At 68.9% G+C, this 17,989-nt stretch carries 13 protein-coding genes and 3 pseudogenes; 8 read left to right on the top strand and 8 right to left on the bottom strand.

Going from position 1 to position 17,989, the window contains the following annotated elements; translation table 11 throughout:
- The first annotated feature begins 19 nt into the window (after positions 1–19).
- Positions 20–1,198: a serine/threonine-protein kinase gene (locus Q4V64_RS44405; protein ID WP_124437991.1), complete on the top strand. Its 1,179-nt coding sequence runs from the start codon at positions 20–22 to the stop codon at positions 1,196–1,198.
- Positions 1,199–2,003: 805 nt separating this feature from the next.
- Here Q4V64_RS44405 and Q4V64_RS44410 read toward each other — a convergent pair.
- The 4 genes and pseudogenes from Q4V64_RS44410 to Q4V64_RS44425 all read right to left on the bottom strand — a co-directional run.
- Positions 2,004–2,241: pseudogene (locus Q4V64_RS44410) on the bottom strand (transposase family protein); the annotation flags it as partial.
- Positions 2,242–2,761: 520 nt separating this feature from the next.
- Positions 2,762–3,451: a flavin reductase family protein gene (locus tag Q4V64_RS44415; protein ID WP_172629048.1), complete on the bottom strand. Its 690-nt coding sequence runs from the start codon at positions 3,449–3,451 to the stop codon at positions 2,762–2,764.
- A gap of 14 nt (positions 3,452–3,465) precedes the next feature.
- A complete protein-coding gene (locus Q4V64_RS44420) occupies positions 3,466–3,597 on the bottom strand; it encodes a hypothetical protein (RefSeq protein WP_301184470.1) in 132 nt (43 codons plus the stop codon).
- 183 nt (positions 3,598–3,780) lie between these two features.
- On the bottom strand, positions 3,781–5,106 hold the full coding sequence (locus Q4V64_RS44425) for a CocE/NonD family hydrolase (RefSeq protein ID WP_124437989.1): 1,326 nt from the start codon (positions 5,104–5,106) through the stop codon (positions 3,781–3,783).
- Positions 5,107–5,123: 17 nt separating this feature from the next.
- On the opposite strand from Q4V64_RS44425, the pseudogene Q4V64_RS44430 reads away from it, so the two are divergent.
- Positions 5,124–5,822 (top strand): annotated as a pseudogene (locus Q4V64_RS44430) (methylmalonyl-CoA mutase); the annotation flags it as partial.
- Positions 5,823–5,887: 65 nt separating this feature from the next.
- Here the strand turns inward: Q4V64_RS44430 and Q4V64_RS44435 are convergent.
- Positions 5,888–6,142, bottom strand: coding sequence for an integrase core domain-containing protein (locus Q4V64_RS44435; RefSeq protein WP_303714360.1), 255 nt, complete (start codon positions 6,140–6,142; stop codon positions 5,888–5,890).
- A 907-nt stretch (positions 6,143–7,049) separates the two neighbouring features.
- Here Q4V64_RS44435 and Q4V64_RS44440 point away from each other — a divergent pair.
- The 5 genes and pseudogenes from Q4V64_RS44440 (at position 7,050) to Q4V64_RS44460 (ending at position 10,423) form a co-directional block, all read left to right on the top strand.
- Positions 7,050–7,367, top strand: coding sequence for a hypothetical protein (locus tag Q4V64_RS44440; protein WP_216377550.1), 318 nt, complete (start codon positions 7,050–7,052; stop codon positions 7,365–7,367).
- Between the two features lie 5 nt (positions 7,368–7,372).
- A complete protein-coding gene (locus Q4V64_RS44445) occupies positions 7,373–8,422 on the top strand; it encodes an ISL3 family transposase (RefSeq protein ID WP_253266772.1) in 1,050 nt (349 codons plus the stop codon).
- Between the two features lie 38 nt (positions 8,423–8,460).
- Positions 8,461–9,170, top strand: a pseudogene (locus tag Q4V64_RS44450) (IS256 family transposase); the annotation flags it as partial.
- A gap of 153 nt (positions 9,171–9,323) precedes the next feature.
- On the top strand, positions 9,324–10,187 hold the full coding sequence (locus tag Q4V64_RS44455; protein WP_253266771.1) for an IS4 family transposase: 864 nt from the start codon (positions 9,324–9,326) through the stop codon (positions 10,185–10,187).
- A complete protein-coding gene (locus tag Q4V64_RS44460; protein ID WP_253266770.1) occupies positions 10,145–10,423 on the top strand; it encodes a hypothetical protein in 279 nt (92 codons plus the stop codon). The genes Q4V64_RS44455 and Q4V64_RS44460 overlap by 43 nt, the downstream gene beginning before the upstream one ends.
- An 85-nt stretch (positions 10,424–10,508) precedes the next feature.
- Here Q4V64_RS44460 and Q4V64_RS44465 read toward each other — a convergent pair whose 3' ends face one another.
- From Q4V64_RS44465 to Q4V64_RS44475, 3 genes are read right to left on the bottom strand one after another with little or no spacing between them, the layout of a single operon-like run.
- Positions 10,509–11,432 carry an ACP S-malonyltransferase gene (locus Q4V64_RS44465; RefSeq protein ID WP_124437988.1) on the bottom strand — a complete coding sequence of 308 codons (924 nt, stop codon included), beginning with the start codon at positions 11,430–11,432 and terminating at the stop codon, positions 10,509–10,511.
- Positions 11,429–12,886, bottom strand: coding sequence for a class I adenylate-forming enzyme family protein (locus Q4V64_RS44470; RefSeq protein ID WP_124437987.1), 1,458 nt, complete (start codon positions 12,884–12,886; stop codon positions 11,429–11,431). Before Q4V64_RS44470 ends, Q4V64_RS44465 begins: the two co-directional genes overlap by 4 nt.
- Before the next feature lie 38 nt (positions 12,887–12,924).
- The gene (locus Q4V64_RS44475) at positions 12,925–14,043 is read right to left on the bottom strand and encodes an agmatinase family protein (protein WP_124437986.1); all 1,119 of its coding nucleotides are present in this window, start codon (positions 14,041–14,043) and stop codon (positions 12,925–12,927) included.
- Between the two features lie 555 nt (positions 14,044–14,598).
- Between Q4V64_RS44475 and Q4V64_RS44480 the strand changes: the two genes are divergently transcribed.
- The gene (locus Q4V64_RS44480; RefSeq protein ID WP_124437985.1) at positions 14,599–17,376 is read left to right on the top strand and encodes a LuxR family transcriptional regulator; all 2,778 of its coding nucleotides are present in this window, start codon (positions 14,599–14,601) and stop codon (positions 17,374–17,376) included.
- The last annotated feature ends 613 nt before the right edge of the window (positions 17,377–17,989 follow it).

Here is a 17,989-nt window from a genome sequence, read left to right on the forward strand (position 1 = left end):
GCACAGAAAAGGAACATGAGTGGACGCCTCCAAGCTGATCGGCGGCCGTTACAGGCCGAAGGAACGGCTCGGCAGCGGCGCCATGAGTGAGGTATGGACAGCCGAAGACCTCAATCTGGGCCGGACCGTGGCTCTCAAGATCCTTGCGGGGCGACGTATGGCCCAGCGCGGAGCCCGCACAGAGTTTGCTCAGCCGACAGCACGAGGGGTCAGACGCGAGGGCTTGGCCATGGCGAGGGCCATGCATGCAAACATCGCACACATCTATGACGCCGGTGAACACGACGGCGAGCTCTACATTGCTATGGAGTACGTCAAGGGACAATCACTTGCCGAACACCTGAAGACGGGGCCACCCCTACCCCTTGAACGAACCGTACGGTGGACGCGTCAGATCTGCGAAGGCCTCAGCGCAGCGCACACTGCGCAAGTGATCCACCAGGACATCAAGCCCGGCAACATCATGATCACGCTTCAGGGCGACGTGAAGATCGTGGACTTCGGACTGGCCCTTCTCGCCGACCTCACTCAGTCCCGCACCAGTGCCGGCACCCCGCTCTACATGGCACCAGAGCGGTGGGATGGAGAGCCCGGCAGCCGACGCAGCGACCTGTACTCCACAGGGTGCGTCCTGTACGAGATGCTGACAGGGCGTCCACCCTTCGGCACCTCTGATGACGACCCCATGACCGTGGGCAGGATGCATCAGGACGATGCGCCGGCACCTCCGAGTGCCCATCGTCCCGGCGTGCCCGCTCAGCTGGACTCCATCGTCGGGACACTGCTGGCCAAGGACCCGGCGCAGCGCCCGCAGAGCGCAGAAGCGGTTGCCCACGCTGTGAGCAAAACGCAGCGTGTGCTGGATACTGCAGCCGCGAACGACGAGATCGGACGAGCAGACCCGCCTGATACGCGTGACCGCGATGCTGGCTTCTCCGAGCGTATCCGCGACCTGGACCGCTACATCTTTGATCTGGAGCTCCGGTATGGAGCGAGCGCACCGTTGGTGATCGAAGCACGCGGAGAGCACGCCGAACTCACAGGCCGGTCAGGCGATACCCGAGGAGCAGCCGCCCTGTACGACCGGCTCGGCCATGACTGTCAAAACTTCTTCGGACCTTACGACGTGCGGGCACTCAATGCGTTCGAGGGCGTCGCACGGTGGATTGCGAGATCGGGCGCACGCTACGAGCCCTAAAGATCGTGTACAGCCCGCTCAGGGGTCAGCGGTTTGTCTCTTCGTCACGCTCACCGGTCGGATGGCCAGAACAGTGTCGTCCTGGTGGATGCTGACCGGGCCACCCCAGTCGCTGTCCCAGCCGGTGCGGGGCAATGACGACCTGCGGCTGTGTGTTTGCGCGCGCCACTGCGATACCTGAGGCCTCTGGGTGTCGCCTCTTCCCGCCAGGTACTCGAAGAGGTCTTCCTGGACGCCGGAGAAAGCCTCCACGTGAGTTCCGTTGAGACGGAATATGTGGTCTGTTCTCTGGCCTGCTGCTCCCGTGGCAGTCGCTCGTCCGGCACTGGCGACCGCCCGGCTTCCGCCGGCAGCGTGCAGGACATCGGGCCACACTCTGCTCGGTGACGAGTTCGCCGGAACGCCCCAGTGAGCGTCAGGGAAGTCACAGGGGTCGTCTGGGCGGCAGGGCGATTGTCTGCAGGCTGGTTCCGCGCGGCCTGTGCGGGCCGGTGCAGACTACCTCGACGGCGTCTTGGGCGACTGACGCGTTCCTGAAGTGTGGCTGCTGCTGGTGCGTCGGTTACAGGCGCTTCGCTGTGCGGTCGCGCAGCAGCAGCCACTGACTCGCGTCGGCGCCGCCTGAGCGCGCAGCCGGTCCATGCAGCAGCACGACGTAAGCCGTCCTCTCCGCCTTGCCCGGGGCGGCATACTGGCCTGGCGCCTCCGGGGTCGGGAATGACCTCGTCATGCCTTTCCAGGCCTTGTCCGCGTTCGGAGTGCTGAGCATCGGCCCTCCCGGGCTCAATAAGGTCAAGCAGTGAAGTACACACACACGGACCGCCACGCGCCGTTCATCGACCGGCACGTCCGCGACGGTCCGCCAGCGATAGCCGTGTACGCGTTCCGACGAGGCCCCGCACACCGGGCCAAACCGCGGTGTCCAGCGAAGTCCGTGCCCGCACCAAGATCCGCTCACCTTCGTTGGCCACATCCACGATGACCAGCGGGGACAGACCCGAGAAGACCGCCTGCACAAACTCGTTGACATCCATCACGCGAATGTCAACGACCTATCACGACGCTCCGTCACCACCGAATGCGAGACAGGGCTGAATTCGTGATAGTCCCAGCCGCTATCTCGACTCCAGACCGCCGCTGCGGAGTGGATGGTTCGCTGTGACCAAATAGCCGCCTGCGCACAGAACCCGGCGTACAGCCCGACTCGTCTGCCGCTCCTTACTTTCGCAGGTCAGAGGCCCTGTTTCCCCGCTGAACAAACTGATCGGGTCGAATCCGGGTCGAATTCGGCTCGGCGTATTGTCGCCCCTGTCCACTGCCAATGCGGCAGATCCGGATATTCCGGGCACTGATCGTGGTCCGACGCCAGTCTGTAGTGGACATTCAGGTGTCGGATGCATTCGGAAGTACATGTACGAGGTGTCTTCTTGTCGACCCGCTCTGGTTGCACTCGAGCACCGATGGCCGCCCGGCGGCGTGCCATGCCCGTTCCGGGTCGGATCGGCGACAGGGCTCGCGCGGCAGGTCGAGGTAGCCCTCGTCTTCAGCGGAATCTGGAAGTGATCACCGGCGAGGCATCGTCTTTGCGCGCGGCCATGAAGCGCTCGCCAGCGTCGACTGGTGAGCGGTGGAACCGATGAGCCGCTGAAGGCACGCCACTGTCTCCGACCGGAAGCCGTGGCCGAGCTCGGGCGTGAGCCCGTGGTAGTGGCGGAAGTTGTAGATGAGCGGGCTCCACACACCGGGGTCGATGTGGTGCGTGCCGGGTACGACGATGCGCTCGTCGGCGTGGACCCGGACCACCTCGCACTCGACGGACAGGAACCGGCTCTTGCCGCCCGGGGTCAAGGCGATGGACCTCGCCTCCAGTTGGAGGGGGCACTCGGCGATCCGAGGCGGCCGTACGAGGTGAGAGGAGCGCGGGGTCAGCCCAGTGGCGGCGAACTTGTCGCGCTCGTACCGGTACACCGCCCGCTTGCTCTCCGGCACGGGATCGGCGCCGGTGAGCGGCGCCAGGCTCTCCACCCGCTCCCACAGATCGGGTGAGGCGAGGTTGATCACCACATCCGGTCGCTCGGCCAGGTTGCGCACCGTCTGGCTATCGCTGCCCAGGCCCAGGACGACATGCTGCCCCAGTGCCCAGGCGGACGAGATGGGAGCGAGGTTGAAGGTCCCGTCCGCGTTTTCCGTGGTGAGCAGGACCACCGGCGCGGCCTGCGTGGACCTCGTGCTCGCGGGTGGCGAGGGTGTCAGGAGGGGCTGGAGCGTCACGCGTCCACCGCCTGCGGATCGCGCCAGGTGGGGGGCGGCCGCGCGGGCATCCGGCCGCCCATGACGTGGGTCATCGCCCAGTACACGCGCGAGGCCGAGGAGGCGGAACGGCGCTCGTGGTCCCGCACGAGCCGCCGGTGCAATAGGCGTTCGACACAAGCGCGACCACCGCACTGATCAGCGCCCGCACGTCCATCGCCGGCCGTGTTTGCGACCCGGCACTCTCCCTGCGGCGTCCGGCGTGTCGTGACCGCGGGACCCCGGAGGCCGCATGGGCACGCTGGGTGTCCAGCACCACCGGGACGGGAAGGTCAGGGCACGATGGGCAGGAAAGCGCAGGAGCCGAATCGGCCGCCGGTGCGGATGGTGTGGGTGCCGGCGTTCCGGGTGGGCAGTTCGCTCGTGTCGGGGCCGGCCTGGCCCGTCCGCGGGGGCGTCAGCGGTCCCGCGAAGTGGCCTGCGATTTCGAGGACGAGGGTTTCTCCGGGGTGGATGAGCATGCCGGTCGGCCACAGACCGAGATCGAGCTGTACGGGGATCCCCGGTTCGACGAGGTCCTCGCGTTCGTGGGAGAGGTACGGCTCCAGCGTCGTCGACCTTTCCGCGTCGAGGGCCCGGTGGGAGGCGCGGATCCGGCCGAGCGGGCCCGCGTAGGCGAGCGCGGACGGGAGCTTGCCGTCCTGTTCGAGCGACCGCACGAACTCCTCCAGCGCGGGGAACATGAAGTGGCGGAGCGGCCTTCCGTCGGCATCGGTTTTGTAGACGGCGGCGAACAGATCCAAGTCGTTGCCTTCGCTCGTCTCGATCCAGAGCCGGACGTTGAGCGGTCCGAGCAGTTCCGTCTCCTGCTCCGCGGTGTACCGGAACGTCGCGGACGCCGTGGGGTCGGTTGCCGCGTAGGAGACGGACGACTCCGTGGTCGGCTCGTCCTTCGCCAGGCGGCCGCTCGCCGCGTCGAGGTAGAGCGTGGTCGGTGTCGGACACACGGGCGGCCAGGTGTCCGCGGTCCGGTGGACGTCGTCCTTTCCTCCCGGATCCAGCACGGCGTACCGGACGCGTGGGGTGGACTCCCAGCCGTTGTCCTCGTCCTTGAGATAGCGGTCGAAGAACAGCCTGAGGTCGTCGACGTTCTCCGCAGTGGCGATGTCGACCCACTCCTGGGTGTTGTGAAGCCGCAGCCACTTCCGCTCCGACGCCAGGTCCTGGAACGCCCGGAGTGTGCTGCGGGCGTGGATCGGGTTGGACCAACTCGCCACCACATAAGCGGGGATGTCCACGACGGACAGGTCGGCCCGCTTGTCGGCCCAATACGCGTTGTCGACGGGATGGCGGCGCAGCATCTCGGTGAGGTCCTCGAACCGGCCGGTGCCGTGCAGGAAGGCGATGATGTCCCCGTCGTGGAACGCCGTGTCGGGGATGCCGCCGCGCCCGACGACGTCACGGAAGACGTCGGTCAGTCCTTCCCACGGCGCGATCGCCGTCAGATGCGGCGGCCGTAGGGCGGCGGCGGCCCACTGCACCATGGCGAGCTGGGAGTTGCCCGCCATCGCGACCTTGCCCGTCGACCATTGCTGGGCGGCGATCCACTCCACCGTGTCGTACACGTCGCGGCCGGAGGCGCTGCCCTGGAAGGGCATGTCGCCTTCGGAGCGAGCGGGGCGCCGAACACGTCCGCGTGGTGGGCGGCGGAGGCGGCGTGATCGTGCCCGAGGAGATCACCCGGCTCCGCGGAATCGGCGTGACCACATTCTCCCCCGAAGACGGCCAGCGTATGGGCCTGGCCGGCATGGTGAACTCGGTGGTGAAGGACTGCGACTTCGATCTGTGGGCGGGCAAGCCGGCCGACGCCGCCACCGTGCTCGCCGGCGACCGGTTCGCGATCGGCCGTGCCATCACAGGTGCGGAACTCGGCAAGCTGCCCGCGGAATTCCTGGAGCAGGTGCAGGCGGCGGCCGCGGCACGCGCCACGCCTGTGCTGGGTATCACCGGCACCGGTGGGTCTGGGAAGTCCTCGCTGACCGATGAACTGGTGCGCCGCTTCCGCCTCGACCAGCAGGACAAGCTGCGGATCGCGGTGATCGCGGTCGACCCGACCCGGCGCAGAGGCGGTGGTGCGCTGCTCGGTGACCGGATCCGGATGAACTCCCTCGACGGGAACCGGGTGTTCTTCCGGAGCCTGGCCACGCGTGGCAGCCGTGAGCTGCCCGAGCATCTGTCGGACGTCATCGACGTTGTGAAGGCCGCCGGGTTCGATCTGGTGATCGTGGAGACGCCGGGTATCGGGCAGGGCGACGCGGCGATCGTGCCGTTCGTCGACACCTCGCTGTATGTGATGACGGCGGAGTTCGGCGCCTGTTGGGTGCCAAAAGTCCCGCACATGCGTTGAGCTGGGCGTTCGCCAGACTGTCGTGATCTTCGTCAGGCTGTGTCGCGGTACTTGTGGATGAGTCCGCTGAGGACGTCGTGGCGCTGGATGTGTTGGGCGGGGAAGGGGATGACGTCCGGATCGTCGGCTGGTGCGCGAAGGTGCAGGGCCCGGTGCGGCCTTCCGGAGTTGTAGTGCTCGGCGTATTCGGCGAGGACACTCCGTGCGTGTTGCTCGTTGTAGATCAGCATCCGGTCGGTGCACTCGGCCCGCACGCTGCGGATGAACCTCTCCACGTGGGCGTTCATCCGCGGTGTCTGTCGCGCTCTTCAGGATCTCGATGCCGTCGGCGGTGAAGACGGCGTCGAACGCCTGGGTGTAGCGGCTGTCGCGGTCGCGTAGCAGGTAGCGGAAGCGGGCGGCGCGGTCTGCGAGGTTGGCGAGGAGGTTCCTCGAGAGCTGGGTGGCCCAGGCTGCGGTCGGGTGGGCGGTGACGCCGAGGATGTGCACGGTGCGGGTGCCGACCTCCATGACCACGAAGGCGTACAGCCTGGTCAGCGCGGCGGTGTCCACGTGGAAGAAGTCGGCGGCGAGCAGGCCGGAGGCCTGGGCGCGTACGAACTCGCGCCAGGTCGGGGCGCCGCGGCTTCGTCTGGGTGCGGGGCCGAGGCCGGCGCTGCGCAGGATGCGTCGGACGGTGGAGGCGCCGACGCGGTGGCTCAGGCGCCGCAGCTCGCCCTGGCTACGGGTTGAGCCCGAGGTCGGGTTCTCGCGGGCCAGGCGCAGGATCAGGGCGGTGAGTTCCTCGGAGATCGGCGGGCGGCCGGTCCGTGCGGGTTTCTGCTTCCACTTCCAGCGCAGTAGTCGCCGGTGCCAGGTGAGCAGGGTGCCGGGTGTGAACAGGCGGTGTCGGCGCAGCCGGGAGGGTAGGTGCCGGGCGAGGGCGGCGAGCACTGCGCGGTCCGGCCAGGTGAGGTGTGGCCGGACGCCGAGCTGGCGGCGCAGCACCGCGTTCTCGTGGCGCAGCGCGAGCAGCTCGGCGTCCTTGGTCCGCTGCGAGCGGGAGAGCAGCAGGAACAGTGCGAGGAGTCGGAGGAAGACCAGGTAGAGCATGCGCAGTGCCATGGGGTCCGAGCTTGCCGTGATCGCCCGGAGTCGCAAAGTGCCTGGTCAGATACTGTACGTCACTTCTGGAACCCTACAGGGCTCGGTGTCGTGATCGAGTTATGCGTGCGCCGCTTCCGCTGCGAGAACACTGCCTGCACGGCGGTGACGTTCGCCGAACAGATCGTGGGACTGACGACCCCGCACAGTCGGCAGACCCCGCTATTGCGCGGGCTGCTGACGCGGATCGGACTGGCCCTGGCCGGCCGGGCAGGAGCCCGCCTGGCCTCCGCGGTCGGCATCACCGTGGGCAAGGACATGCTGCTGCGGCTGGTCAGAGCCCTGCCCGAACCGGAGGTCGGCGAGGTGGAGGTCCTCGGCGTTGACACTTCGCCTTCCGCAAGGGCCGTCACTACGGCACGGTGCTGATCGACATGGCCAATCACCGTCCACTGCATCTCTACGAGGGGCGCGAGGGTGAAGACCTCGCCGCATGGCTCCGCGACCACCCCGAGGTAAAGGTGATCTGCCGGGACCGGTCCAGCGGTTACGCGGAGGGCGCACGCATCGGAGCGCCGCAGGCCGAGCAGGTCGCTGATCGCTACCATCTGTGGGCTAATCTCGGACAGGCGGTCGAGAAGACAGTGAACGGTCATCGCTCCCGTCTGGCCGAACCGCCTTCGGAACCCGCAGACACCCCCGACGAACCGCAGGTAGTCCAGCTGCCGACAGAGCTGAAGATCGTGACTCGGCTCCGTGAACAACATGCTGCCGCCCACGAGTTGTGGCAGCAGGGGATGTCGAAGGCGGGGATCGGGCGGAAACTCGGACTGCACCAGGCCACCGTCCGCAAACTGGTTAACGCCCCCTCCGCGGACGACGTCGTCGCCAAAAGCCTGCAGCGGGCGCTTGTCGTCGACCCGTATGTCGGCTACCTGCACCGGCGCTGGAACGAGGGCGTCAGAAACGCCACCCAGCTCTACCACGAGATTCAGGAACAGGGCTATCCCGGAGGCGAGTTGGCCGTCCAACGTCATCTGCGGCAGTACCGCACCGGGCGCGGGCACGCACCCGATCCGGGGCCGAAGCCTCCGTCGGTCCGCGAGGTCACCTCATGGATCATGACTCACCCCGAACACCTGCGGGACGAGGACGCCGGCAAGCTTCACCGGCTGCGTGAACGCGATCCCGAGCTGGACCGGCTCACTCTTCACGTCAGGAAGTTCGCCGTCATGATGACCGCACGCCACGGCGACCGCCTCGAGGACTGGATCACCGAGGTCGAACGAGACTCCCTCGCCCCACTCGCGGGCTTCGCCCGCAACCTCCGCCGCGACTTCGACGCCGTCCGCAACGGACTGTCCCTTCCCCATAGTTCCGGCGCCGTCGAAGGCAACATCAACCGACTGAAGATGCTGAAACGGCAGATGTTCGGCCGGGCCAGCCTCGATCTCCTTCGCAAACGCGTCCTGCTCGCGCGATGAGTCCAGCCCGTCCGGATCACAAGATCGTCGACAGAACCAAGATCAGGGAAGGGCAGGTCGCGAACCGTCCGGTCTACGTCGTGATGGCGGTGACCGTGGACGGCACCCGCGACATCCTCGGTATCTGGGCCGGCGACGGCGGCGAGGGCGCCAAGTACTGGCTGCACGTGTTCACCGAGCTGAAGAACCGCGGCCTGGACGACGCGCTCATGCTGGTCTGTGACGGGCTCAAGGGACTTCCCGAGGCCGTGGAGACCGTCTGGCCTCGCACAATTGTCCAGACGTGCGTGGTTCACCTGCTGCGGAACTCGTTCCGTTACGCCGCCCGTCAGGACTGGGACAAGGTCGCCAAGGCTCTCAAGCCCGTCTACACCGCGCCCAGCGAGGACGCGGCCACCGAGCGGTTCCTGGAGTTCCAGGAAGCGTGGGGCCGGAGTATCCGGCGATCGTGAAGCTGTGGTCCGACGCCTGGGCCGAGTTCGTGCCCTTCCTCTCCTTCGACGTCGAGATCCGCAAGGTCATCTGCAGCACAAACGCGATCGAGAGCGTCAACGCCCGCATCCGCAAGGCCGTCCGCGCCCGCGGGCACTTCCCCAACGAGACCGCCGCCCTCAAGTGCATCTACATGGCACTGATGAGCCTGGACCCGACCGGGAAGGGCCGCAAGCGGTGGACCATGCGCTGGAAGGCACCCCTGAACGCGTTCCAGATCGCCTTCGAGGGCCGCCTGACCCCGAGCAACAACTGACACCTCAACAACCAAGATCAGCCGTTAAGTTGACACACCCGACGAACGGGACGGTGGGGTGCCAGGTCTGCCATCTGGCGTGAGGTTGTCGTTGCTGAAGGGGCGTTCGCGCCCGGTCATCTCGGTGAGCTGACCTGGATCGTTCCGTTCGAGATGGTCGATGAGGCACTGTTCTGGGCCGGCGGGGTGCAGGCACGGGTGCGGGATCTGCCGTCCCGGGTCGTGGTGTATCTGCTGCTGGCGGGGTGTCTGTTCCCGGGGCTGGGGTGGCGGCAGGTGTGGCAGCGGCTGGTCGCGGGGCTGGAGGGGATCCCGGTTGCCTCTCCCACCGGCGGTGCGTTGTTGCAGGCCCGCAGGCGGGTGGGGGCGGCGCCGCTTAAGTGGCTGCTCGATCTGCTGCGCGGCCCGGCCGCGGGCATCGGCACTCCCGGCGTGTGGTGGCGGGGGCTGCTGGTCTGCGCGGTCGACGGCACGCTGACGGCGGTGCCCGACAGCGAAGCGAATCTGAGCGTGTTCACCAAGCACCGCTGCAACAACGGCGGCGCCGGGTATCCGGCGCTGCGGCTACTGGTCCTGGTCTCCTGCGGCACCCGCACCCTGATGGACGCGGTGTTCGGGCCGACCAGCGACGGTGAGACGGTCGACGCCCCGCGCCTGCTGCACAGCCTGCGCGAGGGCGTGATCGTCCTGCTGGACCGCAACTTCACCGCCCAGGCGCTCGTGGCCGCCGTCACCTCGACCGGCGCGCAGGTGCTGGGCCGGGTGAAGAACAGCCGCCGCCTGCCCTGCCTGCGCCGCCTTCCCGACGGCTCCTTCCTGCCGATGTGCGGCACGGTCCCCGTCCGCGTCATCGACTGCGAGATCACCCATCCCACCGCCACGGGCCGCAGCATCACCAGCTACCGCCTGATCACCACCCTGACCGGCCACCACACCCACCCGGCCGCCGACCTGATCACGCTCTACCACCAGCGGTGGGAGATCGAGACCGCCTGCCTGGAGATCAAGTCCACCTGAACACCGCCCGCGACCTGGTTATCCAGGCCGCGGGCGTCATCGCCGACACCGCCATCGACCTCGTCGGCACCATCGGCCGCCGTGTCCTGGCCGGCCTCATGCCCGACCGGCGCATCCGAACCCGGCCCCGCGTCGTCAAACGCGCGATCTCCAAGTACAACGCCAAAGGCACCGTCGACCGGACCAGCTACAAGGCCACCATCAGCATCAACATCCTGATCACCCCAGACCCTTGACGGTCGGGCCAAGACGCTGACTACACGGCATTGGTTCCAGCCCAGGAGACCCATCGGCGGACCGAGTCGGTGCGTGCCGCGGCGGTCACGCGGACCCGGCGTCGAGTCTGCGGGGGCGGAGCAGGATGCGGCGGAGGTCGCAGAGTTCGATGTCGAAGTTCTCGGTCGTGGTGCGCAGCCGGGAGAACATCGTGTCCGGGCCGGTGACCCAGAGCCGGTCGACGCCCAGCTCGCGCAGTGACCGGACGGTGTCGGCCCAGCGGATCGGGCGGACGAAACCGTCGAGCAGGCCCGCCCGCAGCTCCTGCGGGTCGGTCAGCACCGCGCCGTCCTGGTACGAGACGATCGGAAGCCGGGGCGCCGACAGGGCGTAGCCGGCGTACACCTGCTCCATCTGTGCGCGGATGCCGATGAACGCGGGCGCGTGCGCGGGCGGGCGCATGGTGTAGAGCGAGTACCCGCCGGCCTCGCTGATCGCCGCCTTGAAGCCGTCCAGCTCCGCCTCGCGCAGCGTCACCATGTGGAAGTCGGCGTCCAGCCGGCCGGAGATGTCGTGCCACTCCAGTCCGGCCAGCAGCGCGTCCAGGCGCTCCGCGGGCACCCGGACGAACGAGTGGGTGACGACGTCGCGATGCTCGGTGGCGAAGTAGCGCCGCTCGACCCGGGCGATCTCGTCCACCAGCCGGACCGTGTCGGCGAAGGGCAGCGCGCCGGTGTAGGCCAGCGCGGCGCGCTCCCCGAAGCTCGGGCCGACGACGTACTTCGGGGCGGCGCCGAGCCGCTGCTCGGCCCACTCGGCCAGCGCCAGGCACGCGACGAGCACCGCGATCTGCACCGGCTCGGCGTAGTCGTCGGGCGGCGCGTCGGCCAGCGCGTCGGCGAGGTGGTAGCCGAGCGCGTCGTTGGCCTCGGCGAGCCGTCGGCGTGCGAACGGATGGATCATCAGGAACGTGCCGAGTTCCGTGCGGCGGACGGGCGAGAGCGCCGGGAAGACGATCGCGGCGGTCACAGGGACAGCTCGGCCGGCGCCCAGGCGAGCGGCTTGTCGACGATCGACCGGGCCGCCTGCTCCTCCAGCGCCTTCCGGTCGGGTTTGCCGTTGCGGTTGAGCGGCAGGCGGTCCATGACGATGACCCGGTTTGGCTGCTCGTAGGCCGGCAGTACGGCGCAGATCTTCTCCCGCCAGGACGCCACGTCCCCACCGGCCTCGTCCTCGACGAAGAACACCAGCGAGCTGCCGCGCCGGTCGTCCGGGACCGCGATCACCTTCGCCGAACAGCCGGCCTCCGCCATCCGTGCCTCGATCCGCTCGGGGTAGAGCGTGTAGCCCATCCGGTGCACGGCCAGCTTGCGACCGATGACGAACAGGTTGCCGTGAGCGTCCATCCGGCCGAAGTCGCCGGTACGCCGCCAGCCCTGCTCGGCCGGGGCCAGGTTCCCGTCCGGGTCGAGGTAGCCCTCCATGAGGTCCGGCGAGTCGACCTCGATCTCGCCGATCTCGTCCGGGCCGACCACCGCGCCCGCCTCGTCGACGATCCGTACGCCCATTCCCTCGACCGGCCGACCGGTGGCCACGGGGTTGTCCTCGGTCGCGAAGGAGATGTTGCCCAGCTCCGTGCTGCCGTAACTGTCCAGCAGGGGCTTGCCGCACAGGTCGACGTACCGGTCGACCAGGGTGGGGCCCAGCGGGGCGGCCCCGCTGCAGAACAGCCGCACGCTGCGCAGGTCGGCCAGCGGGTCGGCACGCCGGGTGACCAGGTTCCAGATGCTGCGGTACGTCGCGGGGGTCGCGTCGAGCACGGTGGCGCCGGTGTGTCTCGCCAGGCGCAGCGCCCGGTCGGGCCGGCGGTACGGAGCGACCACCAGGGAACACCGCACCAGCCAGGCGATGAGCACCATGGACAGCCCGTACTGGTGGGAGAAAGGCAGCAGGGGCATCAGTACGTCGTCCGGGCGGTGCCCGATCTGGGTGGCATTGCGCTCCAGGTTCTTCAGGAACCGCGCGCCGGTCTTCACCACCCCTTTCGGGGTGCCGGTCGATCCGGACGACCACATGATCAGCCCGTCCGGGAGCCCGCGCCAGACATCCAGGTCCAGCGGGCCGGCCGGCACGGGTGAGGGCCGGGACGCCGCGGCGGCCAGCAGCTGGTAGACGTGGGCGGTCTCGCCCTCGGTCGGCGGGGTCGCGTCGTCGTCCACGATCGACAGCGCGGCCCGGGTCAGCCGGTGGATGCGGGTGGTCTCCTCGGCCTTGTCCTGGTGGTCGACGAGCACGATGGACGCGCCGGCGTGGGCGAGGCCGAGGAGCACCGTGACCCAGGCGGTCGAGTTGTCCGCCTTGAACAGCACACGGGTGCCCGGGTGGACTCCCAGGTCGGCCAGGACCTCGGCGACGCCGACGGCCGACCGCTCCAGTTCGGCCAGGGGCTGGGCGGAGTCGGGTGCGAACACAGTGGCGCTCATCGCCGGATGCCGTCCTTTCACGGGAGTGCGAGCGTCAGTCAGGTCAGCGGGAACTTCAGCTGGCCGGAGGCGATCGGGTTGACGTAGTCCGGGCTGACCATGCCCGCCTTCTTCATCGCCAGGCCGGTCAGGCCCTCGAAGATGGCCCGGCGGGCGTTCATCGTGGTCGAGTAGCCGGGGTCCAGGTGCGGTGCGATCTCCACCACGTCCATCCCGATGACGTTGGTCTCCGCGCAGATCCGCCGGAATGCCGGGAACAGCTCGCGCGGGGTCAGTCCGCCCGGCTCCGGCGTGCCGGTGCCGGGGGCGAAAGCGGGGTCGAGGACGTCGATGTCGAGCGACAGGTAGACGAACTCGGGCCCGTCGAGGATCTCCTCGACGACCTTGTCGAGCACCGCGGGGAAGCCCAGCCGGTCGATCTCCACCATGAAGTGGGTCCGCAGGCCGTTACGGCGCATCCAGTTGAACAGCGAGTCGTCGGGACCGGTCGGCGTGCGCAGCCCCACCTGCACGAAGTTCCTGCCCGGGATCCGCCTCTCCTCGATCAGCCGCCAGATCGGGGTGCCGTGGGTGACCCGGTGGCCGAAGATGTGCTCGTGGCAGTCCGGGTGGGCGTCGAAGTGGACCACGCCCACCTTGTCCGGTCCGTACATGTCGGCCAGCGCGCCGACGCTTGCGATCATCAGCGAGTGGTCGCCGCCCAGGATCACCGGCACGGCCCCGGTCTCCGCGACCTCGCGGACGGTCGCGGCGATGGACGGCAGCGACTTCTCGACGCTGAAGATGTCGACCGCCGCGTCCCCGTAGTCGACCACCTTGAGCTGGTCGAAGGGGCTTACCCGGGTGCTGGGGTTGATCATGAGTTCGGGAGTGTTGAACAGGTAGCGCTCGTCGGAGCGCAGCGCCCGCGGGCCGTAGGCGGCGCCCCGGTGGCCGGACGAGGAGTCCAGCGGCACACCGAACACCGCGACGTCGACGCCCCCGGCACGCAGGTCCTCCTGGTCGAGGCAGACCGGAACCCCCATGAAGGTCGGGATGCCGCTGTAGGCCGCCTGAAGGAAGTTGCGCCGCAGGTCGATCGGTCCGGGCTCGCGGGACGGGGCCTGAGAGCGGTCGATCGGTATTCGCCAAACCTCTTCGGCCTCGTTTTCCGTCACGCTGCTTCCTTACTGTAAAAACGCAATGCGAGAACTGCCCGACGCGGAATGGCACGCTACTGAACAGCGATTCGCTGGCGAACCCCAGCGGATCCCCTACTCCCTCCAGCCGTAGGGGGGGTGAAAGATCAACCGGCTTCACCCCATTGGGATCTAAAGGGTGGGCAAATTATCCCCCCCCTCCCCTGGGTGAGGGGGTAGTATTGCTGACTGTCTGTCACCGTCGGACAACCTGTCGGCTGTCGACGAAAGTTGAGTGACTCTCAGGTCTCAGTAGCAATTGCGGCGAGTTCGTGTGTGACTGCGTCGACTTCGGGGTCAATGGGTGAAATTTCCCGCGCGCTGTAGCTGAACAGTGAAAGGGTGCTGTTCACGGCGCGATTCTTCTGCATTCATTCTCTGCTCATCCTATGACTGGCATACTTTCACCGCTGTGGGTGCAGTCACAGGTAAGTCTATTTTCTTTCGTAATGGCAAAGCCTTTTACGCACCCCAATTGGGCGGGCCCCACGTCGCGTCACCCCATGGCGCGTTATCTCGTTCACAGGAGCACGTATGGGACGGCAGGAGCAGATCGCCGGCTGCACGACCGCGCTCGCGGAGTGCCAAGCCGGAAGCGGCCGACTACTGACGATTACCGGCCCGCTGGCCAGCGGGAAGACCACACTGCTGTGTACGTTCGCCGAGCAAGCCGCCGCAGCGGGGTTCCACGTGCTGCGGGGCACCGGCGCCCGGACCGAGCGGGACTTGCCGCTCGGCCTGGTGAACCAGTTCTGCGACGACCTTCCGTTCACGATCGACCAGGCCGTCAAGGTCAAGCTGGTCCACGCGGTGCACGGCTCCTCCACACTCCACGGCCTGGGATCGATGGTCCACGGCTGGCTGCTGGAGAGTATGCTGCACGACGCGTCCGCCGCCCTGATGACCGCCGGCGAGCGGACGCCGGTCCTCATCGCGGTCGACGACCTGCACCACGCCGACTCCCTCTCCATGTACTGCCTGCTCTACCTGGCCCGGCGCATCCGCACCGCACGGATCCTGGTGGCGGTCACCGGCAGCGACCTGGTGCAGCCGACCGATCCGCGGCTGTACGCCGAGCTGATGGAACTGGCGTCCGGCAACGAACTCACCCTGCCGCTGTTCTCCCGTGACGAAGTCCGCGAACTGCTCGCCGAAGCCCTGGGCGAGCAGCCGGCAGGCACGCTGGTGGACGCCTGCATGCGGGCGTCCGGGGGCAACCCGCTGCTGACCCGGGAGCTGATCGCGGACCTGGGGAACACCGGTGGGCCGCCCGGCCTGGACCGGGACGGGCACGTCCTGCTCGGCCGCGCCTACACCTCCGCGATCCGCCGATGTGTGGAGAGAGTCGACCCGGTGATAAGACGGGTCCTGGAGGCTGGCGCACTGTTCGACAAAGGCCCGCCCGCCGGCCCGCTCACACTCGCCCGACTGGCCGAGGTCGACACCGCGGCGGCCAGCCGGGCGTTGTCCGGTCTGCAGAGCGCCGGCCTGGTCAGCGACGGCTGGATTCCGCACCCGCGGGCCCGCCAGACCGTGCTCGACCAGCTGCCCTCCTCGGCCCTGACCGACCTGCACGTGCGGGCGGCCCGGCTGCTCTACGAGGAAGGCTCGGCACCGCTTCCGGTCGCCCTGCATCTCCTCGCTGCCGGGCGGACACCGGACTGGGCGGGCCCGGTACTCGATGCCGCGGCCGAGGGGCTGCTCGCCACCGGGGACAGCGAGCTGGCCGTCCGTGTGCTGCGGCTGGCGCACGATGGTGCCGCGGATGACGCGGAGCGGGTCGCGTTCAAGGTCGCGTTGCTCCGGGCGGAGTGGCGCACCTCCCCTGCCTGGGCCGGACACCGGCTGGGGCAACTCGTGGCCGCCGCGCGGGGCGGTCGGCTGAGCGTGACCGCGCTCGTGACCACCGCGCACTGCCTCCTCTGGCTGGGGCGTACGGCCGAGGCCGTCGAGGTGATCGACGGGCTCGCGGCGCTGGACGCCGACGAGAAGGAGAGCGCCGAGATCCGGTTTCTCACCGTGTGGGCCCGGTTCAGCCACCCCGGCCTGCTCGGTGAGGAGCCGGTGGACCCCCGGGCGCCCCGCCGCCGCGCCGAGGGGGCAGCCAGCGTGTGGGACGCCCTGGCGTACGCCTTGGAGACCACGATGGTCAAGGGGCCCAACAGCGCGGCCGTGGTCACGGCCGAGCAGGCCCTGCCGCGCTTTCCGCTGCGCAGCGGTGCGATGGCCGCGTTCGCCGCGGCGCTGACCATCCTCATCTGCGCCGACCACCTCGAGACCGCGGCCCTGTGGGCCGACCGCATGCTGGCCAAGTTCGGCGAGCGCGGCGCGCGGTCCTGGCAGGGCGTGCTCACGGCGATACGCGCCGACATCGCGTACCGCTCCGGCCAAGTGGCCGACGCGCAGTGCTACGCGGAGGCCGCGCTCGGGATGATGTCCCGCGACAGCTGGGCGACCGTACTCGGCGTTCCGCTGGGCACCGTGGTGCTGGCGTACACCACGCGCGGCCAGCTGGCCGAGGCTCGCCGGGAGCTCGATCAGCCGGTGCCGGAGTCGATGTTCCAGACGGTCTGGGGCCTGTACTACCTGCGGGCGCGCGGCAGCTACTACCTGGCGACCGGCCGTGCGGAGGCCGCTTTGAACGACTTCTCCACGTGCGGCGACCTGATGGCCTGCTGGAACCTCGACCTGCCCGCACTCGTCCCCTGGCGCATCCACGCGGCCCACGCCCATGTGGCGCTCGGTCAGCCCGAGCACGCCCGCGCGCTGGCCGAGTCCCAGCTCACGCAGCTGGGACCGGAGCCGAACCGGACCAAGGCGGCCGCGCTGCGCGTGCTGGCCGCGGTCGCCCCGCTCGCGCAGCGTCCCACGCTGCTGCGCGAGGCCGCCGAGATACTCCGCGCCTGCGGAGACCGCCTGGAGCTGGCCCATACGCTGGCCGACCTGAGCCAGGCGCAGCGCTCGCTCGGCGACCTGCACCGGGCCCGGATCACCCTTCGGCGGGCCTGCGACCTGGCCACCGAATGCCAGGCCGACGCGCTGCGTCGCAGGCTGCTCCCGGAAGTCGACGACGAGGTGCTGGACGCGGCCGACGAGATGGTCACGGAGGCTTTCAACTCGCTCAGCGACGCCGAGCGGAGAGTTGCCGCGCTGGCCGCCCAGGGCAGCACCAACCGGCAGATCGCCAACAAGCTGTTCGTCACGGTGAGCACCGTCGAGCAGCACCTGACCAAGGTCTACCGCAAGCTCAACGTGACCCGGCGGACCGACCTCCTGGCCAAGCTCGGGTCGCGGGTCGTCAACGTCGCGTGAATGCCTACGGCGGGTGAGCACAAGCCTGGCCGAGCGCCCGGCGGAGCGTCCCTGGCGGGGTGCTCCGCCGGCGCCGCTCGTGCGGGTGGGCCGGTGGCACCTCGGAGTGGAGACCGTCGTAGCGGGCGACAGGGTGCGACACACGGACCCGTGTCGGCCGATCCGCCGTGTACGGACAGGCCCGTGCAAGCCGATCCGGGAAGTGCGCGCAGGCTCGTACCGGGCGACCGAGGCCCGGGCCTGTCCGGCCCGGTCGGCGGTCCGGACGCCGGGCCGCATCAGCGGACGTACTGCGGGTGGACCCGGAATCAGACCGGCCGCCGCTCGGAGCACGCCCACCACGCCTCCGTCCTCTCGGGGGCGCCCGCGAGCCTGGTCCGCCCGGTGCCGGATCACTCCGGTCGAACCGGCCGCCGAGCGGGCACGGGGCACAGAGGTACTCCGCGCGGGCGCGGTGCGGATCGCTGATCGTCCACAGCCCAGGGGCCCACGGCCGCAGGCTATGCGGGGCTCTCACCAGGCCCAACCCCTACCGGACCCCGGCAGGGGCGGTGTCCGTCGTTCGACGGACAGCTGTCGGTCCGACGACCGTCGCGGTCCACGGGCCCGGCGG

Source organism: Streptomyces sp. NL15-2K, from assembly GCF_030551255.1.
In the GTDB taxonomy this organism is placed as follows: Bacteria; Actinomycetota; Actinomycetes; order Streptomycetales; family Streptomycetaceae; genus Streptomyces.

Excerpts from the sequence above, each read along its gene's own strand:
- Q4V64_RS44470 (WP_124437987.1), bottom strand. The coding sequence starts at position 12,886 with ATGAGCGCCACTGTGTTCGCACCCGACTCCGCCCAGCCCCTGGCCGAA.
- Q4V64_RS44445 (WP_253266772.1), top strand. The coding sequence starts at position 7,373 with ATGGCCAATCACCGTCCACTGCATCTCTACGAGGGGCGCGAGGGTGAA.
- Q4V64_RS44435 (WP_303714360.1), bottom strand. The coding sequence starts at position 6,142 with ATGAACGCCCACGTGGAGAGGTTCATCCGCAGCGTGCGGGCCGAGTGC.
- Q4V64_RS44455 (WP_253266771.1), top strand. The coding sequence starts at position 9,324 with ATGGTCGATGAGGCACTGTTCTGGGCCGGCGGGGTGCAGGCACGGGTG.
- Q4V64_RS44425 (WP_124437989.1), bottom strand. The coding sequence starts at position 5,106 with ATGCCCTTCCAGGGCAGCGCCTCCGGCCGCGACGTGTACGACACGGTG.
- Q4V64_RS44480 (WP_124437985.1), top strand. The coding sequence starts at position 14,599 with ATGGGACGGCAGGAGCAGATCGCCGGCTGCACGACCGCGCTCGCGGAG.